The organism is Streptomyces mayteni, assembly GCF_054783955.1.
In genome coordinates this window covers 33372-55610 of sequence record NZ_BAAGPR010000048.1, presented here as the reverse complement: position 1 = coordinate 55610, position 22239 = coordinate 33372, and the positions used below count along the sequence as shown (strand labels likewise).

The following is a 22239-nucleotide window of genomic DNA, read 5'->3' as shown; positions in this document are numbered from 1 at the left end:
TGGCTCCACACCTACAATCACCACCGCGGACACACCGCACTCGCAGGCCAACCACCCGCCAGCCGCGTCCCCAACCTCACAGGGCAATACACCTAGGGCGCGTCCTCCAGGGGCTTGGTGGCGAGCAGGCGGGCCTGCGGGACCCGGGCCGAGAGGTCCCGCACGATCTCGGTCTCCGGCACGAACCCGGCGGCGGCGAGCAGCGCGGCGATCCGCTCGACGGGGAGCCAGTAGATGTCGAGCGAGATGTCGCGGTGGCCGTAGCCCTCGGTCCTGTGGTGCCGGCGGTCGCCGACGTGGAAGGCGAGCTGCAACCAGCCGCCCGGCCGCAGCACCCGGTGGAACTCCGCGAACGCCGAGGGCAGCCGCTCCGGCGGCAGGTGGATGATCGAGTACCAGGCGACGAGGCCGGCGAGCCCGGCGTCCGGCAGGTCGAGCGCCAGCAGCGAGCCCTCGGCGAAGGGGATCGTCGGGTGGGTTCGGCGGGCGACCTCCAGCATGGCGGGTGACAGGTCGACGCCGGAGACGTCGAGCCCGGTCGCCGCGAGGTGGCCGGTGATCCGGCCGGTGCCGCAGCCGGCCTCCACCACGGGGCCTCCGCCGGCCGCGGCGATCCGGGCGGCGAAGTCGCCGAGCAGCGCGACGTCCAGTGGATCGTCGGTGACCGGCGGGATGACCTCGTCGTAGGACCGGGCGACGGTGTCGTAGGTGGATCGGGTTTCGGCGAGGAAGCCGGCGGCGTCGGTCATGGACCGGCACGATAGTCAACCGCGGTTCCCACGACGTCACTTGGGGTCGGGGGGCGGCGGAGCTGTTCACCGAACCGTCGGTTCGGCGTCGTCCCTCGGCAACGGCCCTGCTCCCCGTCCCGGCCTAGCGTCCGGCCGACCATCACTTTCGCGAAGGGCGCACGGGGACCATGCCCGATCTGGCATTCACACGTGAGGACGTTCAGGCCACCGCGGGCCGGCGTCCCTGGGACCGGCGGCGTGAGTTCACCGCGGAGATCGACCCGGACGACATGGCGGACACCGCGGCCGCCTACGCCCGGGCCGCCGAGGAGGGGGCCACGGCGGCGAACATCGCGGAGCGCGCCACCCAGGTGGCGGCCGAGTCGGGGGAGTTGGACGGCGAGTCGCTGGTGGACGGGCAGGGCCGGATCCGCGACACCCAACAGGACCTGCGCCCTGAGGAGTTGGAGGGCGTCACCAACGTCCTGGTCCGCGCCATGAACGAGGCCGTCGTCGCCGAGGAGGTCGTGTCGCACGTCATCGACGGCGGCCAGCCGCCGGTCGGCGCGGGCGAGTTGGTGGGCGGCCCGGCGGCGCGCCGGCCCGGCAAGGGGCTCGACGACAGGTACCTCGATCACCTCCGGGCGGCCACCACCGAGTGGAACGGCTGGGTGGACGCCCTGGGCACCGCCGTCTACCGGACCAGGACCTGGGAGTACGACACCCCGCCGACCGTCAACGTGCGGTACGACGGCCGCTGGCGCCAGGTGCCGCCGTCGACCGGGGCCGACGGGGTGCCCACCTACTCCCCCGACCACCTGGCCCCCGAGATCCGCGAACGCCACCTCCGCGCCGCCGCCGACGACGCCGTCACGGCCGCCGACGACATCGAGGGCGCGATCGACTCCTACCGCTCGCATCTGACCGAGCTCGCCACGGAGCTCAGCACCCGCGGCTACGACCTGTCGGAGGGGCCGCTCCACCTCTTCGTCAACGACGACATGGCGGCCTGGTCCGCCGACCAGCTCAGGGAGCTGCTGGCGAACGCCGGCGAGAACGGCCCGGACCGGGAGCTGCTGATGCGGTACCTGTCCGGCGTCGAGGGCGTCGTGCTCGGCGTCTACGACGACGAGTACGCGGACCACCCGGCCCCCGCCCGCCGGCTGACCGAGGCCGAACTGTCGTACCTGGAGACGTTCTACGACCGCCTCACCCCGGAGACGCTGGCCGCGATCGGCCGGGCCAACTGGACCACCGGCGCCACCACGGACGCCGAGAGCAGCTATCTGACCAACTGGGGCAACGCGGCGATGCGTTTCACCTCCGACGGCCTGCTGATGCTGCTGAACCCGGACGTCGGCGGTCACGACCCGGTCCGCGACCCGGGGGCCGTGCCGGACGCCCTGGGCCCCTACGTCTACGACCACGCGGCGCGACTCCGCGGCGCGTCCCTCGAGCGAGTGGCCGAGTTCAGCTCCTTCGGGGACCTGATGGGGCAGTCCAGGGTGGCGGGCGGCCGCGCCTTCAGCGAGGACCTGGCCAGGGCCGCGGTCGCCATCGAACCGCTGACCAGCGACGTCCGCCACGAGGTCAGCGAGAACCCGGTGAACACCGGCACCCGCGACCTGCTCGACGTCGCGGGACGGCGCCCGGAGGCCGCGGCGGCGCTGGTGGCCGACCCGGACTTCACCCGTTCCCTGATGAACAACCACTACGCGCAGCCCTACGACATCTCGGGCACCGAGTGGGACGGCGGCCGGGAGTGGAAGGCGGTCGACCTCGTGGAGCGGGCCACGACGCCGCCGGCCGGCGTCGACCCCGCCAGCGAGCGGGGCCGCGCCCACGCGGACGCCGCCTACGCCTACCTCTCCTACCTGGACTCCCCCGACGCCTCGGGCCGCAACAACGACGGCTCGCTCACCCTCGACATCTACCAGCGGTACGCCGAGATCGACCCCGCCCGCTTCGCCCGCTTCGACGACCTGGGCTTCGGCCGCCTGGTGGACTGAGGCCGGGGCCGAGGCCGGGGCCGGGACCGCGCCCCCGACCGTCAGACGTCCGTGCCGGGGTCCTCGAGGCCCGGCCAGCCCAGGTCCTCCTCGGTGACGTAGGAGCAGTAGGTGTAGACGTAGTCCGCGTCGAGCCCGTCGCTGTCGACCAGGTTGCGGGTGGACTCGTCGGGCGAGCGGTGCAGGAAGTGGTAGTCGCCGGCCGGGAGTCGCAGGGTGGTGCTCGGATAGTCGCGGTCGGCGGCGCAGGCGCCGTCGCCCGGGTCGCTCGGGTAGACCTGGCAGCCGTCGCAGGCGTCCACGGTGCGGGTGCCGGTGGCGGGGCCGGTGTACAGGAACTCCAGCGCGTAGGGCGAGTCGTTGTAGAGCTCCAGGGTCACCTCGGCCCCGCCTGCGGTGCCCGGCTCCGGGGGCAGCTCGGCGCCGGCCGCCGGGAGTTGGGCCGCTATCTGGGCCGCGATCAGGATGTCGCCCGCCCGGTCGGCGCGCCCGTGGTCCGGGTACCCCTCGACCAGCTCGGCCAGCATGCCGTCCGCCTCGGAGAACTCGCCGGCCAGGAAGCGGTCGGTGCCGCATCGGTAGAGCCCCTCGGGCACCGGCCCCGCGCCCTCCTCGGCGAGCGCGGTGAACTCCTCGCCAGGCAGCTCCCCGAACAGGGTGTTGAGCGAGCGCAGCCGGTCGAGGGCCGCGCAGGGCTCGTCCCCGCCGATGCCGTCGGCGGCGGCGCCCTGCAGGGCGCCGAGCTCGCCGGGCAGCGCGTCGGCGTACGAGGAGTCCGGGTGGTCCTCGAGCAGCTCGGTCAGCGGCTCGCGGGCGGTGCCGGTCTGCTGCCGCTCGGCGCGCTGGAGCCCGCAGCCGTGCAGCGGCTCGGGCAGCTCCTCGCCGGCGCGGCCGGCGAGCCGTTCGGCGTCCGTGCCGTCGAGCTCGTCCGGCAGCCGTTGGAAGAACCGCAGCGGGTCGAGGGCGGCACAGCTGTCCTCGCCGCCGCCGCGCGGCGCGGTGGCCTCCTCGTAGAGCGAGTCGATCCGGGCCGGCACCTCGCCGGCCGCGTCCGTGTCGGGGTGGGCGGCGCGCACGGCCAGGTACTCGTCGAGCGCCGAGTGGTAGTCGGCCGCCGTCGCGTCGTCGAAGGCGGCCGCGTCGGCGGCCCGGGCCACGAGCCGATCGGCGACGGTCAACCGCTCCTGGAGGTCGCTCTCCAGGGCCCGCCGCTGGGCGTCCTCGAACCAGACGACGCTGCCGAGCGGCACCGCGAGCAGCAGCGCCCCGGCGGTGAGCGGCACCCAGGCCCGGCCGGCGCCACCGAGGCCGCCGAGGGTCGGCGGCCGGCCGAGCCGCCAGGCGTCGAGCGCCGTGAGCAGCACCCACCCCAGGTAGGCGAGGGCCACCCCGCCGGAGACGCCCTCGGCACCGGCCGGCAGCGCCAGCCACAGCAGCAGCGCGGTGGCCGCCAGACTGGCGGCGACGCGCGGCCACCGCCGCAGGTAGAGGTAACCGAGGCCGAGACCGGAGAGGTTGAGCAACGCGGCGGTGCCCCCGATGCGGCCGTCCCTCGGCACCCCGGCCGTCGGCGGCCGCCGCGGAGGCGGCGGAGCCGCCGCCGCCCCACCCGACCAGTACGGATGCGCCTGCGGCACCACCGCCGGCCACACACCGCCCCCAGGCGCCCCGCCCACCGGCGGTGGCGCAGCGCCCGCGGGCAACCCGGATGCCGGCACCGGCGGCGGAGCCGCCACGCTCGCCCCGAGTGCCGCCCAGGCGGAAGCCGCCGGTGGCGCTCCAGGCACCGAAGGCGGGCCGACGGCCCGCGGCCCGGTCGGCGGCTCGGCCGCCGGCGGCGGCTCCGCCGCCGGCGTCGAGGCGCCGTCCTCGGACGGCACGGGTGCCGCCGCCGGTGCCGCCGGTATCGGTGCCGGTGGCGCCGCCGGTCGGCTCTCGGCCGGCTCCCCCCATGCCGGCGGCGAGGCCGGCGGGTCCGTGTTGTCGTGGTGGTCGTCGCTCACGTCCGGCTCCCGGGGGTGAGAGGTACGGGGTGATGCCCCGTCATAAGTGTGCGTCACCACACTGACAGTGAGCGACCACTCGTCGGTTCCCCCGCCCTCGTACCGGTTTCGGCCGATTCCCAGCCGGGCGCGGCGGCTAGCCGGACAGTTCCCAGACCAGCAACTCGGCGGCCCCGGCGGCCCGTACGGTCGTCCCGTCGGCGTCCGTCAGCCGGACCGCGTCGCCCGCGGTCAGCGCCACGGCCGGCCAGGACCCGGTCAACTCGGCCGCGCCAGCGGCCAGATGCAGGTAGGTGAGGCGGCCGCCAGGCAGCGTGGTCCACTCGCCGTCGCCGAGTCGTCGCACTCGCAACACCGCCGGGGTGCGCGGCAGCGCGTACGGGACGTCGTCGGCGATCCCCCGCACCACCTCGTAGGCCGGTTCGCCGCCCGGCTCGGCGGGGATCAGCCACATCTGGAGGAAGCGCAGCGGCTCGGGCCCGGCGTTGCGTTCCACGTGCCGCACGCCGGCGCCCGCCGTCAGACGTTGCAGGTCGCCGGGGCGCACGACGGTCGCGCGGCCCGCCTCGTCCTCGTGGGTCAGCTCGCCGGAGAGCACCCAGCTGACGATCTCCAGATCCCGGTGCGGATGGGCGGGGAAGCCGGCGCCCGGCGCCAGACGCTCCTCGTTGCAGGCGGTCAGCGGGCCGAAGCGGACGTTCCCGGGGTCGTAGTGGTCCGCGAACGAGAAGGCGTGCCGGGTGTCGATCCCGGCGGCCGGATCGCCGCCTCGGAAGCGGTCGGCGGCACGCGTGACGTGAGGCATGCGCCTACGGTATCCATCCGTGCAGTACCCCCCGCCTGGTATGAGCGGGTGGGAAATGAGGCAGGCTGGTTCCGTGTCCGAAGCCGATGAGAAGGCCGAAGCTGAGAAGGCCGATGAGAAGAAGGCGCACGTCGCGACCGTGCGCAGCCTCGAGCAGTCCTCGGGGAAGCTGGCCGCCGCCGCGATCTCGCGGATGGACGAGCAGCTGTCCTGGTATCGCGCGATGCCACCGGAGAACCGCTCCTGGATCGGCCTGGTCGCCCAGGCCGGCATCGCGGCGTTCATCGAGTGGTTCCGGCACCCGGACACCCCGCAGGCCATCAGCACCGACGTCTTCGGCACCGCCCCCCGCGAGCTGACCAGGGCGATCACGCTGCGGCAGACGGTGGAGCTGGTGCGGACCACCATCGAGGTGGTGGAGTCGGCGGTCGACGAGCTGGTGCCGCCCGGTGGGGCGGCGACGCTGCGGAACGCGCTGCTGGTCTACTCCCGGGAGATCGCCTTCGCCACGGCCCAGGTGTACGCGCAGGCCGCCGAGGCCCGCGGCGCGTGGGACGCGCGTCTCGAGTCGCTGGTGGTGAACGCGGTGGTGTCGGGCGAGGCGGACGAGAGCGACGTGTCGCGGGCCGCCGCCCTCGGCTGGAACACGCCTGAGCATGTGACCGTGGTCCTCGGCAGCGCGCCCAACGGCGACAGCGAGCTGACGGTGGAGGCGATCAGGCGGGCCGCCAGGTACGCCAAGCTCCAGGTGCTGACCGGGGTGCTCGGCAAGCGCCTGGTGGTGATCGCGGGCGGCAGCGACGATCCGGTGCAGGCGGCCAAGGCGCTGATCGGCCCGTTCGCGTCGGGCCCGGTGGTGGCCGGGCCCGTGGTGGGGGACCTGCTGGCGGCGACCCGCTCGGCGCAGGCCGCGGCGGCCGGGCTGCGGGCCTGCGCGGCCTGGCCCGACGCGCCACGCCCGGTGCTGGCGGACGATCTGCTGCCCGAGCGCGCCATGGCGGGGGATCCCGCGGCCCGGCGGCTGCTGGTGGAGGAGATCTACAGACCGTTGCAGGAGGCCGGGTCCGCGCTGCTCGAGACGCTGAGCGTCTACCTGGAGCAGGCGAGCAGTCTGGAGGGCGCGGCGCGGATGCTTTTTGTGCATCCCAACACGGTCAGGTACCGCCTGAGACGTGTGACCGACGTCACCGGATGGCCCCCTTCCGACGTGCGCTCGGCCTTCACTCTGCGCGTCGCGCTGATGCTCGGCCGGCTGGCGGACGCCGATTCCGGCATCTAGCCGTCGGCTCCCCGCTTTGTGTGGGAGCTACAAATCCCTCGACTGTTCTTCGTTCTTGCCCCCACCGGCGGTTCACCCGCTGACCAGGAGAGAGTGAGAGGGTGCTTGTACTCGTCGCTCCCGGCCAGGGTGCCCAGACGCCCGGCTTCCTGAACCCGTGGCTCGAACTCCCGGGCGTCTCCGACCGCCTCGGCGGGTGGTCGGAGACCGCGGGGCTCGACCTCGTCCACTACGGCACGGCGGCCGACGCGGAGGAGATCCGCGACACGGCCGTCGCCCAGCCCCTGCTGGTGACCGGTGCGCTGCTCTCGGCGGCCGCGCTCTTCGACGACGACCCCGCCGGCCCGGCCGGCTCGGTGGGCGCCGTCGCCGGGCACAGCGTCGGTGAGCTGCCGGCCGCCGCGATCGCCGGCGTCCTCACCGAGGAGGAGACCGTCGCGCTGGTGCGGCAGCGCGCCACGGCGATGGCCGAGGCCGCCGCCGTCACCGAGACCGGCATGTCGGCGGTGCTCGGCGGTGACCCGGAGGAGGTCGCCGCGCACCTCGCGAAGCTCGGCCTCACCGCGGCCAACAACAACGGCGGCGGGCAGATCGTCGCGGCCGGCACCATGGAGCAGTTGGCGGCGCTGGCCGCCGACAAGCCGGCCAAGGCCCGCGTGGTGGGGCTCAAGGTGGCGGGCGCCTTCCACACGGAGCACATGGCGCCGGCGGTGGACGTGATGCGGGCGGCGGCCAAGGGACTGAACCCGGCGGAGCCGGGCATCCGATTCGTATCGAACGCCGACGGCGAGGTCGTGGCCGACGGCCAGGAGATCGTGCGCCGCCTGGTGACCCAGGTGTCCAACCCGGTCCGCTGGGACCTGTGTGTGGAGACGTTCCAGCGGCTGGGCATCACCGCCCTGATCGAGCTGTGCCCGGGCGGTACGCTCGCTGGTCTGGCCAAGCGCAACCTCCCAGGGGTGGAGCGGGTGGCCATCAAGAGCCCGAACGATCTGGCAGCGGCCCGCGAGCTGATCGCCGCCCACCGCACGGCGTCCGCACCCACCGCAGAAGCCGCCGAATAGGAGCAGTGGACATGTCCGCCACACTGAGGGTCGGGAAGGGCGCGCCCTACGCCCGCATCATGGGCGTCGGCGGGTATCGGCCGACGAGGGTCGTGCCCAACGAGGAGATCCTGAAGTACATCGATTCCTCCGACGAGTGGATCCGGTCCCGCTCGGGAATCGTGACCCGACACTGGGCGGACGAGGACGAGACGGTGGCCGAGATGGCGATCGCCGCCTCGGGCAAGGCCATCGCGGACGCGGGCATCACCGCCGAGCAGGTCGACGCGGTCGTGGTGTCCACCGTCTCCCACTTCATGCAGACGCCCTCGGTCGCGACCGTGATCGCCCACCGTCTTGGCGCCGGCACGCCGGCCGCGTTCGACATCTCGGCGGCCTGCGCCGGCTTCGGCTACGGGCTGACGGTCGGCAAGGGCCTGATCGTCGACGGCAGCGCCGAGCACGTGCTGGTGATCGGCGTGGAGCGGCTGTCCGACCTCACCGACAAGGAGGACCGGTCCACGGCCTTCCTGTTCGGCGACGGCGCGGGGGCCGTGGTGCTGGGTCCGGCGCAGGAGCCCTCGATGGGCCCCACGGTCTGGGGCTCGGAGGGCGACAAGGCCGACGTCATCGCGCAGACGGTGCCCTGGGACCGCTTCCGGGTCGGCGACCTCGCGGAGCTGCCGGTGGACGCCGAAGGGCAGGTCAAGTTCCCGGCGCTGCGCCAGGAGGGCCAGACGGTCTTCCGGTGGGCCGTCTTCGAGATGGCCAAGGTGGCCCAGCAGGCGCTCGACGCGGCCGGGATCACCGCCAAGGACCTGGACGTCTTCATTCCGCATCAGGCCAACATGCGCATCATCGACTCGATGGTGAAAACCCTCAAGCTGCCGGAACATGTCGCGGTCGCCCGCGACATCGAGACAACCGGCAACACCTCCGCCGCCTCCATCCCGCTCGCCATGGAGCGGATGTTGGCGACGGGGCAGGCGAAGAGCGGTGACACCGCCCTCGTCATCGGCTTCGGGGCGGGTCTCGTCTACGCCGCGACGGTCGTTACCCTCCCCTAAGCATGGTCCGAACAGATCCGCCGGATCACCACCCCGCGGTACCCCACCGCAACACACTGAAGGAGCGCCGCAATGGCTGCCACCAAGGAAGAGATCATCGAGGGTCTCGCCGAGATCGTCAACGAGATCGCCGGCATCCCCACCGAAGAGGTGACGGTGGAGAAGTCGTTCACCGACGACCTCGACGTCGACTCGCTGTCCATGGTCGAGGTGGTCGTCGCCGCTGAGGAGCGCTTCAGCGTCAAGATCCCGGACGACGACGTCAAGGGCCTGAAGACCGTCGGCGACGCCGTCGGCTACATCTTCGACCACCAGAGCTGACCCCCGGGCTACAGCGCCTGTCGCCACCCTCGTGGTGGCGGGTCACCACCTTTCCCCGACTAGCGGAGTAAGAATCCCGTGAACGCGATCAATCGAACGGTGGTTGTCACCGGTGTCGGTGCGACCACACCGCTGGGTGGCGACAGCGCGACGACCTGGGAGGGTCTGCTGGCCGGCCGGTCCGGCGTGCGGGCCCTGACGGAGGAGTGGGCCGCCGACCTGCCGGTGCGGATGGCGGCCGTGGCCGCCGTCGACCCGGCGGACGTGCTGCCCCGCCCGGTGGCGCGGCGCCTCGACAGGTCCGCGCAGTTCGCACTGCTCGCCGCCCGGGAGGCCTGGGCCGACGCGGGCTTCTCCGCTCGGGCCGGCGAGGACGAGTCGGTCGACCCGACCAGGCTCGGCACGGTCATCGCCTCCGGCATCGGCGGCGTGACCACGCTGCTCGACCAGTACGACGTGCTGCGCGAGAAGGGGGCCCGGCGGGTCTCCCCGCACACCGTGCCCATGCTCATGCCCAACAGCCCGGCGGCCAACGTCGGTCTCGAGGTCGGGGCGCAGGCCGGCGTGCACACCCCGGTGAGCGCCTGTGCCTCCGGCGCGGAGGCCGTCGGCTACGCGGCGGAGATGATCGGCACGGGCCGCGCCGACGTGGTGGTGGCCGGTGGCACGGAGGCCGCGATCCATCCGCTGCCGATCGCGGCGTTCGGCAACATGATGGCGATGTCCAAGCAGAACGACGAGCCGGAGCGCGCCTCCCGGCCGTACGACACCGCCCGGGACGGCTTCGTGCTGGGTGAGGGCTCCGGCGTGGTGGTGCTGGAGTCCGCCGAGCACGCCGCGCGGCGTGGTGCCCGGGTCTACTGCGAGCTGCTCGGCCAGGGTCTGTCGGCCGACTCCCACCACATCGCGCAGCCCGAGCCCTCGGGTCGTGGCATCGCGGCCGCGGTGGAGAGCCTGCTGGAGAACACCGACCTCAAGCCGGAGCAGCTGTTCCACCTGAACGCGCACGCCACCTCGACGCCGCTCGGCGACATCGCGGAGATCAAGGCGCTGCGGCGGGTGCTGGGCGACGAGGTCGACCACGTGGCGATCTCGGCGACCAAGTCGATGACCGGGCATCTGCTCGGTGGTGCCGGCGGCATCGAGACGGTCGCGACGGCGCTTGCCCTGTACCACCGGGTCGCGCCGCCGACGATCAACATCGAGGACCTCGACCCCGAGGTGGACGCGGACGTGGTCCGTGACGAGCCGCGCGAGCTGCCGGGCGGCACCATCGCCGCGATCAACAACTCGTTCGGCTTCGGCGGGCACAACGTGGTGCTGGCGATGCGTACGGTCTGACGGCCGTTCGCGTGATTCCGAACCGCCGCCCGGCTGACGCGGGGCGGCGGTTCCGTCGTTCCTGGTTACCCCTTCTTCCCGGAGGGACCGCGTTGGATCGGTCCCACGAAGCGGAAGGGGTGCTCATGCGCATCCACACCATTCCGGCCGCCGCGGCACTGGCCGTGGCGGCCCTCGTCGGCGTGACCGGACCGGCCGTCGCCGGGACCAGCGTCGGCGGCGACCTCGGATTCGTCACGGACCGGTGCGACGAGCCGAGCGTCCACAACGACAGCCTCGTCTGGACGCCGCCTGGCGCCTCGGCGGCGCCGGCCGCCGAGCCCAACGGCCGGTGTGGGTTCCTGGGCTCGTTCCACCTCGGCGGCTGACGGCCGCCCCCTGACAGCCGACGACCCCGCCCGGGACGGGCGGGGTCGTCGGCTGTCCGTCTCGTTCGTCAGGAGTTCACGGGACGCGAACGACCTGGCCGGCCCAGGAGAGGCCGCCGCCGAAGGCGAACAGCAGGACCGGCGCCCCGGTCGGGATCTCGCGGCGCTCGATCAGCTTGGACAGCGCGAGCGGCACGGAGGCCGCCGAGGTGTTGCCGGAGACGATCACGTCCTGGGCGACGACGGCCTGGGGCGCGTCGAGTTTCCTGGCGATGGCCTCGATGATCCGCAGGTTGGCCTGGTGGGTGACGATCGCGGCCAGCTCTCGGGGGTGGACGCCGGCCCGCTCGCACGCCTCCCTGGCCAGCGGGGCGAGCTCGGTGGTGGCCCAGCGGAACACGGCCTGGCCGTCCTGGGCGAAGGTGGGGTGCCAGTCGCCCTTGATCCGGACGGCCTCCCGCCGGGACGGGTCGGAGCCCCAGACGACGGGCCCGATGCCGTCCTCGCGCTCGCTGGCGCCGAGCACGGCGGCGCCCGCGCCGTCGCCGAGCAGCACGCAGGAGGAGCGGTCGGTCCAGTCGGTGATGTCGGACATCTTCTCGGCGCCGACGACGAGGGCGTGCCGGGCGGCGCCGGCCCTGATGGCGTGGTCGGCGGTGGCGAGCGCGGTGGTGAAGCCGGCGCAGGCGTTGTTGAGGTCGTAGACCACGGCGCGCGGGATGCCGAGCTCGCCGGCGACCTGGGCCGCGGTGGACGGGGAACGGTCGATGGCGGTGCAGGTGGCGACGATCACCTGACCGATGTCGGCCGGGTCGACGCCGGCCGCGGCCAGCGCCTTCCCGGCGGCGACGACGGCCAGGTCGGTCACGGACTCGTCCCTGGCGATGCGGCGGGTGGCGATGCCGGTTCGCTGCCGGATCCAGGCGTCGTCGGTGTCGACCATGCCGGCCAGGTCGTCGTTGGTGAGCACATGCTCGGGCTGGTGATGGCCCAGGGCGATGAGGCGAGTCATGCCGCCCAATATAGCGACCGATCGGTCGGACGCTATACCGGGCCTATGCTGGTGGTCATGAGTCCGCGACACTCGGCGGCCGAGGCCCGCCACACCAGGGAACGGATCCTCGAACGCAGCGTGGACCTGGCCTCGGTCGAGGGCCTCGAGGGCCTGACGATCGGCCGCCTCGCGCTCGACCTCGGCATGAGCAAGTCCGGCCTGCTCGGCCACTTCGGCACCAAGGAGGCCCTGCAGCTCGCCGCCCTGGAGCGGGCGGCGGTCGTCTTCAACCGCGAGGTCTGGCGGCCGGCGGCGGACGCCACGCCGGGGCTGCCGCGGCTGCGGGGCGTCTGCGAGGCGTGGATCTCCTACCTGGAGCGCGAGGTCTTCCCCGGCGGCTGCCTCTTCGTCAGCTCCACCTTCGAGTACGACGGCCGCGGCGGCCCCGTCCGCGCGCTCCTGCAACGCCAGTTCCGCACCTGGGAGCTGCGCCTCACCACGGAGGTCCGCCGCGCCGTCGCCACCGGCGACCTGCCGCCGGCCACCGACCCGGCCCAACTGGTCTTCGAGCTCTACGGCGTGACGATGAGCCTCAACCACGCCATCCAGCTCTACGGCACCGGCACCGCCCCGGCCCTCGCCAGGGCGGCGGTGGCCCGCCTCCTGGCGGGCGCCCTGGCCGGCCCGGGCTAAGCCGCCGGGCCCTGGCCGGCCCGGGCTGAGCCGACACTGCCGCGCTACGCGCGGACGCCAGGCGGCTCCGCCGCCGAGCCCGGCAGCGGCAGCGGCGCTCCGCGCGAGCAGTGCTTCACCGGGGCCCAACCTCGCCCGGCTCGGCCGACGGACCACCGGGCAGCCTTCCGCGCTGCGCACAGGAAGCCTGGGCCAGGGGTACCGGCGGCGGCCGCGCCGGGCCCGGCCCACGGCCGTCGCCAAACCTTCCCCCCTGCAGACGGAAACCACATGCCGCTCCGCCAAGCCAGCGGCGCACCGCGCTCCGCAGGGCCCGAACCGGGCCCGGCCGACGGACGTCGGCCAACTTTCCGCCCTGCACGCGGAGGCCAGGCGGCTCCGCCGAGCCGGCGACGGCGCGGCGCACCGCGCGAGCAGTGCTTCACCGGGGCCCAACCTCGCCCGGCTCGGCCGACGGACCACCGGGCAGCCTTCCGCGCTGCGCACAGGAAGCCTGGGCCAGGGGTACCGGCGGCGGCCGCGGGGGCCCTGCCGGGCCCGGGCCTGGCCGAGGGACGTCGACCAGCTTTCCGCACTGCGCGCAGGCCCCACGCGCCGCCACCGGGCCGGTGCACCGCCGGGCTCGGCCAACGGCCCCTCGGCCCACCTTCCGCGCACCGCGCACGGGCCCCTGAGCCGGCGGCCCTGGCCGCCCGGCCTCGGCCGGCGGACGCCGGTCAACTTTCCGCGCTGCGCGCGGGAGGCCCCGGGCCAGGAGTGCTGGCGGCGGCCGCGGGGGCCCTGCCGGGCCCAGCCCGGCCGACGGACCGCCGGGCAGCCTTCCGCGCTGCGCGCAGGAGGCCACAGGCTGCGGCCGCGGCGCTGCCGGGCCCGGCCAACGGCCCCTCGGCCCACCTTCCGCGCACCGCGCACGAGACCCCGAGCCGGCCGCGCCGCTGCCCCCTGCCGCCCCGGCCGACGGACGTCGGCAAACTCTCCGCGCTACGCGCAGGAGGCCCCCGGGCCAGGGGCACCTGCGGCTCCGCCGCCGAGCCGGCCGCGGCCGCACCGCGCGGCCAGCGCTACGCGCGGGGGCCACAGGCGGCGCCGTGGGGGCCCGGCAGGGCCCCCGCCTCTCGCGCTCCGCGCGAAGCGCCGGGCCTGCGGCCGACCGGCCGCCATCGCCCCGCAACGCGGCTCCGCCGCCCGCGGCGCATGCGCAAGCGCACGCGCGCGCGAGGCGCGGAAAGGGGGGTGGGTGGGCGGGGGAACCCACCCGGCGCCCACCACCCGGCGCTCGGCGCCCTGTCGAGGGATTTCCAGGATTCCGTGAACCCGACGTGGTCGCGGGCCGCGCCCGTTAGCCTGCCCGCCATGACGAACCAGCCCCACTTCCCCGTCTACCGGGCCGCGCCCGGGCTGAAGGCGCTCGGCCTCCCGGTGGCGATCCCCGTCATGGCCCTGGGCCTCATGGCCGTGGCCGGGGTGCCCGGCGTGGTGCTGCTGAGCTGGACGGTGGTCGTCCTCGTCCTCGTTCCCCTGCTCTACGTCGCCCTTCGGCGGAGCGGCACCACCACCCACCCCGACCACATCGAGACCCGCACGCCGTTCGGCACCCGGCGGATCGCGTGGCGGGACATCCAGTCCATCGAGGTCACCGGGTCGGGGACGACCGGCGAGTTCGTGCTGGTCCGCGACGGCTCGGGCCGGCGCCGCGGACTGCCCCACGTCAACTCCCGCACGCTCGGCGCCGCGCTGCCCGGCGAGGTCCGCAGGCTCCACGACCTGTGGGCCTGGCTGCGCGGCCCCGACTGGACGCCGCCGCCACCCCGCTGACCCCGCCGGTCAGCCGGCGGACTCGGACTCGGACTCGGGCGGCCAGCTCGCGAAGTAGGACGCCGCCATGTCCTCCGCGCCGTGCCCCTGTTCGGCCGCCCGCCGGAAGCGGTCGGCGCCGGCCGCCGCCAGGTCGAGGCGGACGCCGGCCGACTCGGCCGCGGCCAGGATGAGGCCCGCGTCCTTGGCGGCCGTGTCGACCGTGAAATCCGCCGCGAGTTCGCCCGATCGGATCGCCGCCGCCTTGACGCGGAGGTACGGGAGGTCGAGCGCGCCGCCCTCGACGGCGTCGAGGAAGTGCTGCGGGTCGACGCCGAGCCCCTCGGCCAGCGCCAGCGCCTCCGCCGTGCCGTGGGTGACGGCGAGCACCCAGCTGTTGCAGACGAGCTTGAGCCGGGAGGCCGCCCCCACCTCGTCCGCCACCCACAGGGTGCGGGAGCCGATCGCGGAGAAGACCGGGGTGAGCGCGGGGCGGGTGGCCGAGGGGCCGGCGGCCAGGACGGTCAACTGGCCGGACTCGGCCGGCTGTCGGGTGCCGAGCACCGGCGCGTCCACCAGGACGAGGCCCTCCTCGGCGGCCAGCAGGGACAGCTCGTCGAGCCCCGCGGGGCCCACCGTGGAGCTCTGCGTCCAGACGGCGTCCGCGGCGAGGCCAGGCGTGGCCGCCCGCATGGCGGCCAGTACCGCCGCGCCGTCGCGGAGCATGGTGAGGATGACGTCCGCGCCGGTCACGGCCTCGGCCGGGGTGCCGGCGACCTGGGCGCCGTCCGCCGCCAGGGGCTCGGCCTTGGCGCGGGTCCGGTTCCAGGCGCGGACCTCGATGCCGGCGCGGAGCAGGCTGCGGGCCATGCCGGCGCCCATGATCCCGGTGCCGAGCACCGCCACGGTCGGCGCCATCTCACACCACCTGGTGCAGCCAGCGGACGGGCGCGCCCTCGCCCGCGTGGCGGAACGGTTCGAGTTCGTCGTCCCACGGTTTGCCGAGCAGCCGGCTGATCTCGGCCTGGAGGTCGCTCTCGCCGCGCGCGGCCCGCGCCGCGGCGGCGCGTAGCCGGTCCTCGGGGATCATGATGTCGCCGTGGATGCCGGTGACGGCGTGGTAGATGCCCAGCTCGGGGGTGCAGCTGTAGCGCTCGCCCTCGGCGGTGGGGCAGGGTTCGGAGGTGACCTCGAAGCGCAGCAGGTGCCAGCCGCGCAGCGCGGATGCCAGCTTGGACGCGGTGGCGGCCTCGCCCTGCCAGGAGAGCTCGGCCCGCCAGGTGCCCGGCGAGGCCGGCTGTCTGGTCCAGTCGAGGCCGACCCTGGCGCCCAGCACGCCGGCGACCGCCCACTCGATGTGTGGACACAGCGCGCGCGGGGCGGAGTGCACGAACAGAACACCACGTGTCGTCACCGGGACCTCCACTCTTGGCTACCTGCGCCCGCCGCGAGCCTCAAGGCGCCCCCCAGCACGCCGGTCTCACGCACGAACAGTAAACACCATTGGCAACTTTTTGCGGCAAAATGGACAACGGGTGACGCGCGGTCATCTTTTACTCTTGTTGCAGACGCGCGTCGGGCGTCGCCACTGCCAGGTCCAAGCTACCGCTCCACCACAGGCCCCCACGGACACCGAGGAAACCGAATGCCGGTCAACCGCCGCTCGTTCGCCACGTCGCTCGCCCTGCCGCTCGTCGCGGCCGCCGTGTTGGCCGGCTGCACCTCGGGAGGTTCCGAGGAGTCGACCGCCGCCCCGGAGGAGGCGGCGAGTCCGGCACCCGAGTGGAACACCGCGCCGGAGTCGGTGGCCGCCATCGGCGACTCCATCACCCGCGCCTTCGACGCCTGCTCCGTGCTCTCCGACTGCCCCGAGGCGTCCTGGGCCACCGGCACGGACGCCAACGTGGACAGCCTGGCGCAGCAGTTACTGGGCGAGGCGACCGCCGAGCGGTCATGGAACCTGGCGGCGACCGGCGCCCGGGTCACCGATCTGCCGGCCCAGGCGGCCGAGGCCGTCAGGCATCGGCCCGAGCTGGTCACCGTGCTGATCGGGGCGAACGACGCCTGCGCCGCCGACGTCGCGTCCATGACGAGCCCGGCGGAGTTCAGGGCCGAGCTCACCGAGGCGTTCGGCGTGATCAGGGACGAGCTGCCGGAGACCGGCATCTACGTGTCGAGCGTGCCCGACCTGATGCGGCTCTGGGAGGAGGGCAGCGAGTCGTTCATGGCGCGCACGGTGTGGCAGATGGCCAACATCTGCCCCTCGATGCTGAGCGACGCCACGGACGACGGCGCGGCGGCCGGCGAGCGGCGGGCCGAGGTGCGGGCCCGCGTGCAGGAGTACAACACGGTGCTCGATGACGTCTGCGCCTCGGACGAGCTGTGCCGCTACGACGGTGGCGCGGTCTTCGACTTCCGCTTCACGTCCAGCCACCTCAGCGACTGGGACTGGTTCCACCCCAGCCGGGAGGGCCAGTCCGAGCTGGCCGCGCTCGCCTACGAGCACATCACGATGTCCGAGTCCGGCGAGCCGGCCGAGCGGCCGGTGGACTAGCCGCCCCCGATCCGCGGTATCCATTCCCTGACCTTCCTGACCATTGACAGGGTATGGGCGGCCTCCTAACGTTCTCGCCAGGATTTCGAACGATTAACGAAATATCGAACGTCGCGTGAGAGGGCGCTTTCCCGTGCGTATCACCGGAATCAGCACGCATGTCGTCGGCACACCCTGGCGGAACCTCACCTATGTCCAGGTCCACACGGACGAGGGCCTGACCGGCGTGGGCGAGACCCGGATGCTGGGGCATACCGACGCGTTGATCGGCTATCTCCGGGAGGCCGGGGCGAACCACGTCGTCGGGTCGGACCCGTTCGCGGTCGAGGACCTGGTGCGCCGGATGAAGTACGGCGACTACGGCCGGGCCGGCGAGATCGTGATGTCCGGCATCGCCTGCGTCGAGATGGCCTGCTGGGACATCAAGGGCAAGGCGCTCGGCGTGCCGGTCTGGCAGCTGCTCGGCGGCCGCGCCGACGTCTCGGACAACCGGGTCAAGGCGTACGCCAACGGCTGGTACACCGTGGAGCGCACCCCGGAGGCGTTCCACAAGGCCGCCAAGACGGTGGTGGACCGCGGCTACCTGGCCCTCAAGCTCGACCCGTTCGGCACCGGCAGCTTCGAGCTCGACCACGCCGAGACGCTGCGCTCGATCTCCCTCGTGGAGGCGGTGCGGGACGCGATCGGCCCGGAGGCCGAGCTGCTGCTGGAGATGCACGGCCGGTTCAGCCCGGCCACCGCCATCCGGCTGGCCGGCGAGCTGGAGCGCTTCGCGCCGTCCTGGCTGGAGGAGCCGGTGCCGCCGGAGAACCTGAAGGCGCTGGCCAAGGTGGCCGCCAGGACCAACCTCCCGATCGCCACCGGCGAGCGGATCCACGACCGGATCGAGTTCCGGGAGCTCTTCGAGTCGCAGGCCGTCGACATCATCCAGCCCGACCTCGGCCACATCGGCGGCATAGGCGAGATGCGCAAGCTGGCCGCCACCGCCGAGACCCACTACGTGCTGGTCGCCCCGCACAACGTGGGCGGCTCGGTGCTCACCGCGGCCAGCCTCCAACTGGCCGGCTGCACACCGAACTTCAAGATCCTTGAGCACTTCAACGACTTCGCGGACGCGGAGATCAAGAAGGTGGTCGAGGGCGCGCCCGAGGTGGTCGACGGCTACTTCACGCTCTCCGAGGAGCCGGGCCTCGGCGTCGAGCTGGACACCGACGCGGCGGCCGAGTTCCCGCAGCAGCAGGCCCGCTTCGACCTGTGGGCCGAGGACTGGCACAAGCGGGACGGCGGGGCGGGGAAGCAGCCGTGACGACCGGCGAGACCCGGAGCGTGCTGGTCGAACGGCCGGGCACCCACCGGCTGGTCACCGGCGAGCCCCCGACGCCGGGACCCGGCGAGGTCCGGGTGGCTGTGCACGCGGCGGGGATCTGCGCGAGCGACCGCGAGGTGTACGACGGCACCAGGGCCGCCGGCTACGTCCGCTACCCGATCGTGCCAGGGCACGAGTGGTCGGGCACGGTCGACGCGGCGGGGCCCGGCGTCGACCCGGCGCTGGTCGGCCGGAAGACGGTGGGCGAGGGCTTCCGGGCCTGCGGGGTCTGCGACCGCTGCCGCTCGGGCGAGACCAGCCTGTGCACCGCCGGCTACGAGGAGACGGGCTTCACCCAGCCCGGCGCGTTCGCCGACCATCTGGTGCTGCCGGCCGGGCTGCTGCACCTACTTTCCGACGACGCCGACCTGACGGCGGCCGCCCTGCTCGAACCGGCCGCCGTGGTCGCCGCCGCCGTGCTGCGGGCGGCCCCCAGGCCGGGCGAGCGGGTCGCCGTGGTCGGCGCCGGCACGCTCGGGCTGCTGGCCACGCAGTTCCTGGCCGCCTCCTCGCCGGCCGAGCTGCTGGCCGTCGACCCGCGGTCCAGGCCGCTGAGCCAGGCCACCGCGATGGGCGCGACCTCGACCGCGGGCCCCGAGGAGGCCGCGTCCCGGCTGCCGGGCCGCTACGACCTAGTCGTGGAGACGGCCGGCGCGCCGGGCACCGCCCGCGACTCGTGCCTGCTGGCCAGGCGCGGCGGCCGGGTGGTCCTGACCGGGATGCCGGAGGCCGGCGCGCACGGCATCGATCCCGTCCACCTGTCGGTCAGTCAGCTCACCGTCTCCAGCGTCTTCGGCGCGCCGCCGGCGGCCTGGTCGTACGCCACCCTCGCCTTCGGCCAGGGCCTGCTGCGGCCGGCCGAACTGATCACCCACCGGCTGCCGCTGACCTCGTTCGGGGAGGCGATCGGGCTGGTCGGCAGCGGCGATCCGGAGGTGGGAAAGGTGCTGCTCACCCCATAGCGGACGACGGCGGGCGATCACGCTCAACCACCTCGCGATCAAACCCGTTCACACCTCTTCCCTAATGATCGAACAACCGCGAACAATGGAGCATCGTGTCTGAGACAGCGCCCGCCACTCCCCGCCGCCCGGGCGACAGCGCCCTGGCCTCGCTGGGCTACGCGGCCCCGGCGGACGATCCCGCCGACGCTTCCCCGCACGCCTTCCCCGACGGCGGCACGTGGCGCACCGAGATACCGTCCGTCGAGGGCCCGGAGGCCGTGCACACGGTCCTCAAGGAGGCCGCCCAACTGGGCGTGCCGATCCACCGCATCAGCCAGGGCAGCGGCGTGTGGATGCTCACCGACGCGGAGATCACCGAGATGGTCGACGCCTGCGCCCAGGCCGGCGTCGAGCTCTGCCTGTTCACCGGCCCCCGCGGCACGTGGGACATCGGCGCCGGCACCCGCACCTCGTCCGGCGGCGCCGGCCTCCGCGCCCGCGGCCACGGCGCGCTCGCCGGCTGCGTCGAGGACGCGCTGCGGGCCACCGAACTCGGCGTCAAGTGCCTGCTGGTCGCGGACGAGGGCGTGCTGTGGCTGCTGAACCGGCTGCGCGCGCAGGGCACGCTGCCTGCCGACACGACGATCAAGGTCTCCGCCCTGATCGGCCCGGTCAACCCGGCGTCGGTCGCGGTCCACGAGGGCCTGGGCGCGGACTCCGTCAACATCCCGTCGGATCTGACGCTGGATCACCTGACGGAGATCCGCCGGGCCAGCCGGGTGCCGCTGGACTTCTACCTGGAGGCGCCCGACGACCTGGGCGGCTACGTGCGGATGTACGACATCGCCGAACTGATCCGGCGCGGCGCGCCGATCTACCTCAAGTTCGGCCTGAGCCGGGCCCCCGGCATCTACCCGGTCGGCGGGCACCTGCGCGACGTCACGCTCGATACGGCCCGCGAACGCGTCCGCCGCGGCCGCCTCGCGCTCGACCTCCTGACCCGCCTCGGCGCCAACACGGGCATGTCCCCCCTCGGCTCCCGCCTCCCCGGCCCCCTCAACCGCTTCCCCGCCCCCACGACCACCGAAGGCGCCTGACGGCGCCACACCCCCAAACCCCCGGCCCAACGCCGCACCACTCGGCACACCAGGAACCGGCGCCACAGGCACCACGCACCACCGGCCACCAGGCCAGGCACGGCGCCGCCAAGCGCTGACGCGCAGGTCGCGCCGCAGGCACCACGCACCACCGGCCACCAGGCCGAGCACGGCGCCGCCAAGCGCTGACGCGCAGGTCGCGCCGCAGGCACCACGCACCACCGGCCACCAGGCCGAGCACGGCGCCCCAGGCGCCGGCGCCCCGGCCCAGCGCCGCAGGCAGGACCGCACCACCCGGCACAGCCGGAACCGGCGCCGCCAGGCGCCAGCAACGGCCCAGCGCCACAAGCACCACCGCAAGCACCGGCGCCCCCAGGCACCGGACGCGGCCCAGCGCCGCAGGCACCACCGCACGGCCGGCAACGCCGGAACCGGCGCCGTCAGGCGCCACAGGCACAACTCACGCACCACGCACCACCGGCCACCAGGCCAGGCACGGCGCCCCCAGGCGCCCGCGCCCCGGCCCAGCGCCGCAGGCAAACGGCAAGGACCGGCGCCCCCAGGCGCCGGACGCGGCTCAGCGCCGCAGGCACCACCGCACCAAGGCCGCCACGGGCCGGCGCCGCCAGGCGCCGGCCCGCCGGCGGCCCCGCAAAAGCCCCCCGCAGGGGGCCGGTACCAGCCACCATCAGCCGGAAGGACGTGAGCACCTTGTCCCGTGCCCGATTCACCGCCCGCGGCGCCCGCGGCATCGCCGTCGCCGCCACCCTCGCCCTGTCACTCGCCGCCTGCGGCCAGGACTCCGAGGGCGGCTCGGAACCGGATCGAGATCCAGAAGCCGAGGGCGGCACCGTCGGCATCGCGATGCCCACCCGTTCCTCCGAGCGCTGGATCGCCGACGGCGAGAACATGGTCGAGCTGTTCGAGGAGGCCGGCTACGAGACGGACCTCCAGTACGGCGAGGACCAGATCGAGAACCAGATCAGCCAGATCGAGAACATGATCGCGCAGGGCGTCGACCTGCTGGTGATCGCCGCCATCGACGGCGCCTCGCTCGGCAACGTGCTCCAGCAGGCGGCCGACGCGGACGTCCCGGTGGTGGCCTACGACCGGCTGTTGATGGACACCGAGAACGTCGACTGCTACGCCTCCTTCGACAACGAGCGGGTCGGCGCGTTGCAGGGCCAGTACATCGTGGACGCGCTCGGCCTGGCCGAGGGCGGCGACGAGGCCTACAACATCGAGTTGTTCGCCGGCTCGCCCGACGACAACAACACCCGCTACTTCTTCCAGGGCGCCATGGGGGTGCTGCAGCCCTTCCTGGACGACGGCCAACTCACGGTCCGCTCCGGCGCGACGGAGCTGAACGCCATCACCACCGAGCGCTGGTCGGGCTCGGAGGCGCAGGAGCGGATGGACGACCTGCTGACCGCCGACTACCGGTCCGAGCGGCTCGACGCCGTCCTCTCCCCCTACGACGGCATCTCGCTCGGCATCATCGCGGCGCTGAAGAACGTCGGCTACGGCACCGCGGACCAGCCGCTGCCCGTGGTGACGGGGCAGGACGCGGAGCTGGCCTCGGTGCAGTCGATCATCGCGGGCGAGCAGACCCAGACCGTCTTCAAGGACATGAGGGAGCTGGCCGCTCAGGCGCTGGCGATGACGGAGTCGCTGCTGGGCGGCGAGGAGTGCGAGGCCAACGACACCGAGTCCTACGACAACGGCGTCAAGGTGGTGCCCGCCTTCCTCCTCGACCCGGTGAGCATCGACGCCGAGAACGCCCAACTCCTCGTCGACGAGGGCTTCTACACCGAAGAGCAGCTGGGCTGA

General features: G+C 73.9%; 21 protein-coding genes. 15 read left to right on the top strand and 6 right to left on the bottom strand.

The genetic code is table 11. From position 1 onward, the window contains the following. Positions 1–92: 92 nt before the first annotated feature. Positions 93–749, bottom strand: a complete 657-nt coding sequence (locus ACYVPE_RS21335) for a class I SAM-dependent DNA methyltransferase (protein WP_461035261.1) — start codon at positions 747–749, stop codon at positions 93–95. 170 nt (positions 750–919) lie between these two features. Here ACYVPE_RS21335 and ACYVPE_RS21330 point away from each other — a divergent pair, with 170 nt between their 5' ends. Continuing rightward, positions 920–2740, top strand: a complete 1821-nt coding sequence (locus ACYVPE_RS21330; protein ID WP_461035260.1) for a hypothetical protein — start codon at positions 920–922, stop codon at positions 2738–2740. A gap of 41 nt (positions 2741–2781) precedes the next feature. On the opposite strand, the gene ACYVPE_RS21325 is transcribed toward ACYVPE_RS21330, so the two are convergent. Beyond that, complete coding sequence (locus ACYVPE_RS21325) at positions 2782–4299, bottom strand: hypothetical protein (protein ID WP_461035259.1); 1518 nt, start codon at positions 4297–4299, stop codon at positions 2782–2784. Between ACYVPE_RS21325 and ACYVPE_RS21320 the strand changes: the two genes are divergently transcribed. Then, complete coding sequence (locus tag ACYVPE_RS21320) at positions 4280–4762, top strand: hypothetical protein (protein WP_461035258.1); 483 nt, start codon at positions 4280–4282, stop codon at positions 4760–4762. The two genes, ACYVPE_RS21325 and ACYVPE_RS21320, sit on opposite strands and share 20 nt — an antisense overlap. A gap of 117 nt (positions 4763–4879) precedes the next feature. On the opposite strand, the gene ACYVPE_RS21315 is transcribed toward ACYVPE_RS21320, so the two are convergent. Continuing rightward, positions 4880–5548, bottom strand: coding sequence for a pirin family protein (locus tag ACYVPE_RS21315; protein ID WP_461035257.1), 669 nt, complete (start codon positions 5546–5548; stop codon positions 4880–4882). 73 nt (positions 5549–5621) lie between these two features. Here ACYVPE_RS21315 and ACYVPE_RS21310 point away from each other — a divergent pair, with 73 nt between their 5' ends. The 6 genes from ACYVPE_RS21310 to ACYVPE_RS21285 all read left to right on the top strand — a co-directional run bounded on the left by ACYVPE_RS21310 (position 5622) and on the right by ACYVPE_RS21285 (position 10967). After that, positions 5622–6827 carry a PucR family transcriptional regulator gene (locus tag ACYVPE_RS21310; protein ID WP_461035256.1) on the top strand — a complete coding sequence of 402 codons (1206 nt, stop codon included), beginning with the start codon at positions 5622–5624 and terminating at the stop codon, positions 6825–6827. A gap of 101 nt (positions 6828–6928) precedes the next feature. Beyond that, positions 6929–7891, top strand: coding sequence for an ACP S-malonyltransferase (locus ACYVPE_RS21305; protein WP_461035255.1), 963 nt, complete (start codon positions 6929–6931; stop codon positions 7889–7891). 11 nt (positions 7892–7902) lie between these two features. Beyond that, entirely contained in the window at positions 7903–8937 is a 1035-nt protein-coding gene (locus tag ACYVPE_RS21300) for a beta-ketoacyl-ACP synthase 3 (protein ID WP_461035254.1), read from the top strand. Positions 8938–9009: 72 nt separating this feature from the next. Further along, positions 9010–9258, top strand: a complete 249-nt coding sequence (locus ACYVPE_RS21295; protein WP_132819201.1) for an acyl carrier protein — start codon at positions 9010–9012, stop codon at positions 9256–9258. 78 nt (positions 9259–9336) lie between these two features. Continuing rightward, a complete protein-coding gene (gene fabF, locus ACYVPE_RS21290; RefSeq protein ID WP_461035253.1) occupies positions 9337–10599 on the top strand; it encodes a beta-ketoacyl-ACP synthase II in 1263 nt (420 codons plus the stop codon). Between the two features lie 125 nt (positions 10600–10724). Then, complete coding sequence (locus ACYVPE_RS21285; protein WP_461035252.1) at positions 10725–10967, top strand: hypothetical protein; 243 nt, start codon at positions 10725–10727, stop codon at positions 10965–10967. A gap of 76 nt (positions 10968–11043) precedes the next feature. On the opposite strand, the gene ACYVPE_RS21280 is transcribed toward ACYVPE_RS21285, so the two are convergent. Beyond that, entirely contained in the window at positions 11044–11979 is a 936-nt protein-coding gene (locus tag ACYVPE_RS21280; RefSeq protein WP_461035251.1) for a beta-ketoacyl-ACP synthase III, read from the bottom strand. Positions 11980–12036: 57 nt separating this feature from the next. Here ACYVPE_RS21280 and ACYVPE_RS21275 point away from each other — a divergent pair, with 57 nt between their 5' ends. Together ACYVPE_RS21275 and ACYVPE_RS21270 are read left to right on the top strand one after the other, a co-directional pair. Beyond that, positions 12037–12654: a TetR/AcrR family transcriptional regulator gene (locus ACYVPE_RS21275; protein ID WP_461035250.1), complete on the top strand. Its 618-nt coding sequence runs from the start codon at positions 12037–12039 to the stop codon at positions 12652–12654. 1353 nt (positions 12655–14007) lie between these two features. After that, positions 14008–14469 carry a PH domain-containing protein gene (locus ACYVPE_RS21270; protein WP_461035249.1) on the top strand — a complete coding sequence of 154 codons (462 nt, stop codon included), beginning with the start codon at positions 14008–14010 and terminating at the stop codon, positions 14467–14469. A 9-nt stretch (positions 14470–14478) separates the two neighbouring features. Here ACYVPE_RS21270 and ACYVPE_RS21265 read toward each other — a convergent pair whose 3' ends face one another. Both ACYVPE_RS21265 and ACYVPE_RS21260 read right to left on the bottom strand, forming a co-directional pair. Further along, positions 14479–15366 carry an NAD(P)-dependent oxidoreductase gene (locus ACYVPE_RS21265; RefSeq protein WP_461035248.1) on the bottom strand — a complete coding sequence of 296 codons (888 nt, stop codon included), beginning with the start codon at positions 15364–15366 and terminating at the stop codon, positions 14479–14481. Position 15367: 1 nt separating this feature from the next. Beyond that, complete coding sequence (locus ACYVPE_RS21260) at positions 15368–15862, bottom strand: DUF3145 domain-containing protein (RefSeq protein WP_461035247.1); 495 nt, start codon at positions 15860–15862, stop codon at positions 15368–15370. A gap of 231 nt (positions 15863–16093) precedes the next feature. Between ACYVPE_RS21260 and ACYVPE_RS21255 the strand changes: the two genes are divergently transcribed. The 5 genes from ACYVPE_RS21255 to chvE all read left to right on the top strand — a co-directional run bounded on the left by ACYVPE_RS21255 (position 16094) and on the right by chvE (position 22239). Next, the gene (locus ACYVPE_RS21255) at positions 16094–17002 is read left to right on the top strand and encodes an SGNH/GDSL hydrolase family protein (protein ID WP_461035246.1); all 909 of its coding nucleotides are present in this window, start codon (positions 16094–16096) and stop codon (positions 17000–17002) included. Between the two features lie 133 nt (positions 17003–17135). Continuing rightward, entirely contained in the window at positions 17136–18308 is a 1173-nt protein-coding gene (locus tag ACYVPE_RS21250) for a mandelate racemase/muconate lactonizing enzyme family protein (RefSeq protein ID WP_461035245.1), read from the top strand. After that, on the top strand, positions 18305–19330 hold the full coding sequence (locus tag ACYVPE_RS21245; RefSeq protein ID WP_461035244.1) for a zinc-dependent alcohol dehydrogenase: 1026 nt from the start codon (positions 18305–18307) through the stop codon (positions 19328–19330). The genes ACYVPE_RS21250 and ACYVPE_RS21245 overlap by 4 nt, the downstream gene beginning before the upstream one ends. A gap of 95 nt (positions 19331–19425) precedes the next feature. Further along, complete coding sequence (locus ACYVPE_RS21240) at positions 19426–20409, top strand: hypothetical protein (RefSeq protein WP_461035243.1); 984 nt, start codon at positions 19426–19428, stop codon at positions 20407–20409. A gap of 702 nt (positions 20410–21111) precedes the next feature. Then, positions 21112–22239 (top strand): multiple monosaccharide ABC transporter substrate-binding protein, encoded by a 1128-nt coding sequence (gene chvE, locus ACYVPE_RS21235; RefSeq protein WP_461035242.1) that lies wholly within the window; start codon positions 21112–21114, stop codon positions 22237–22239.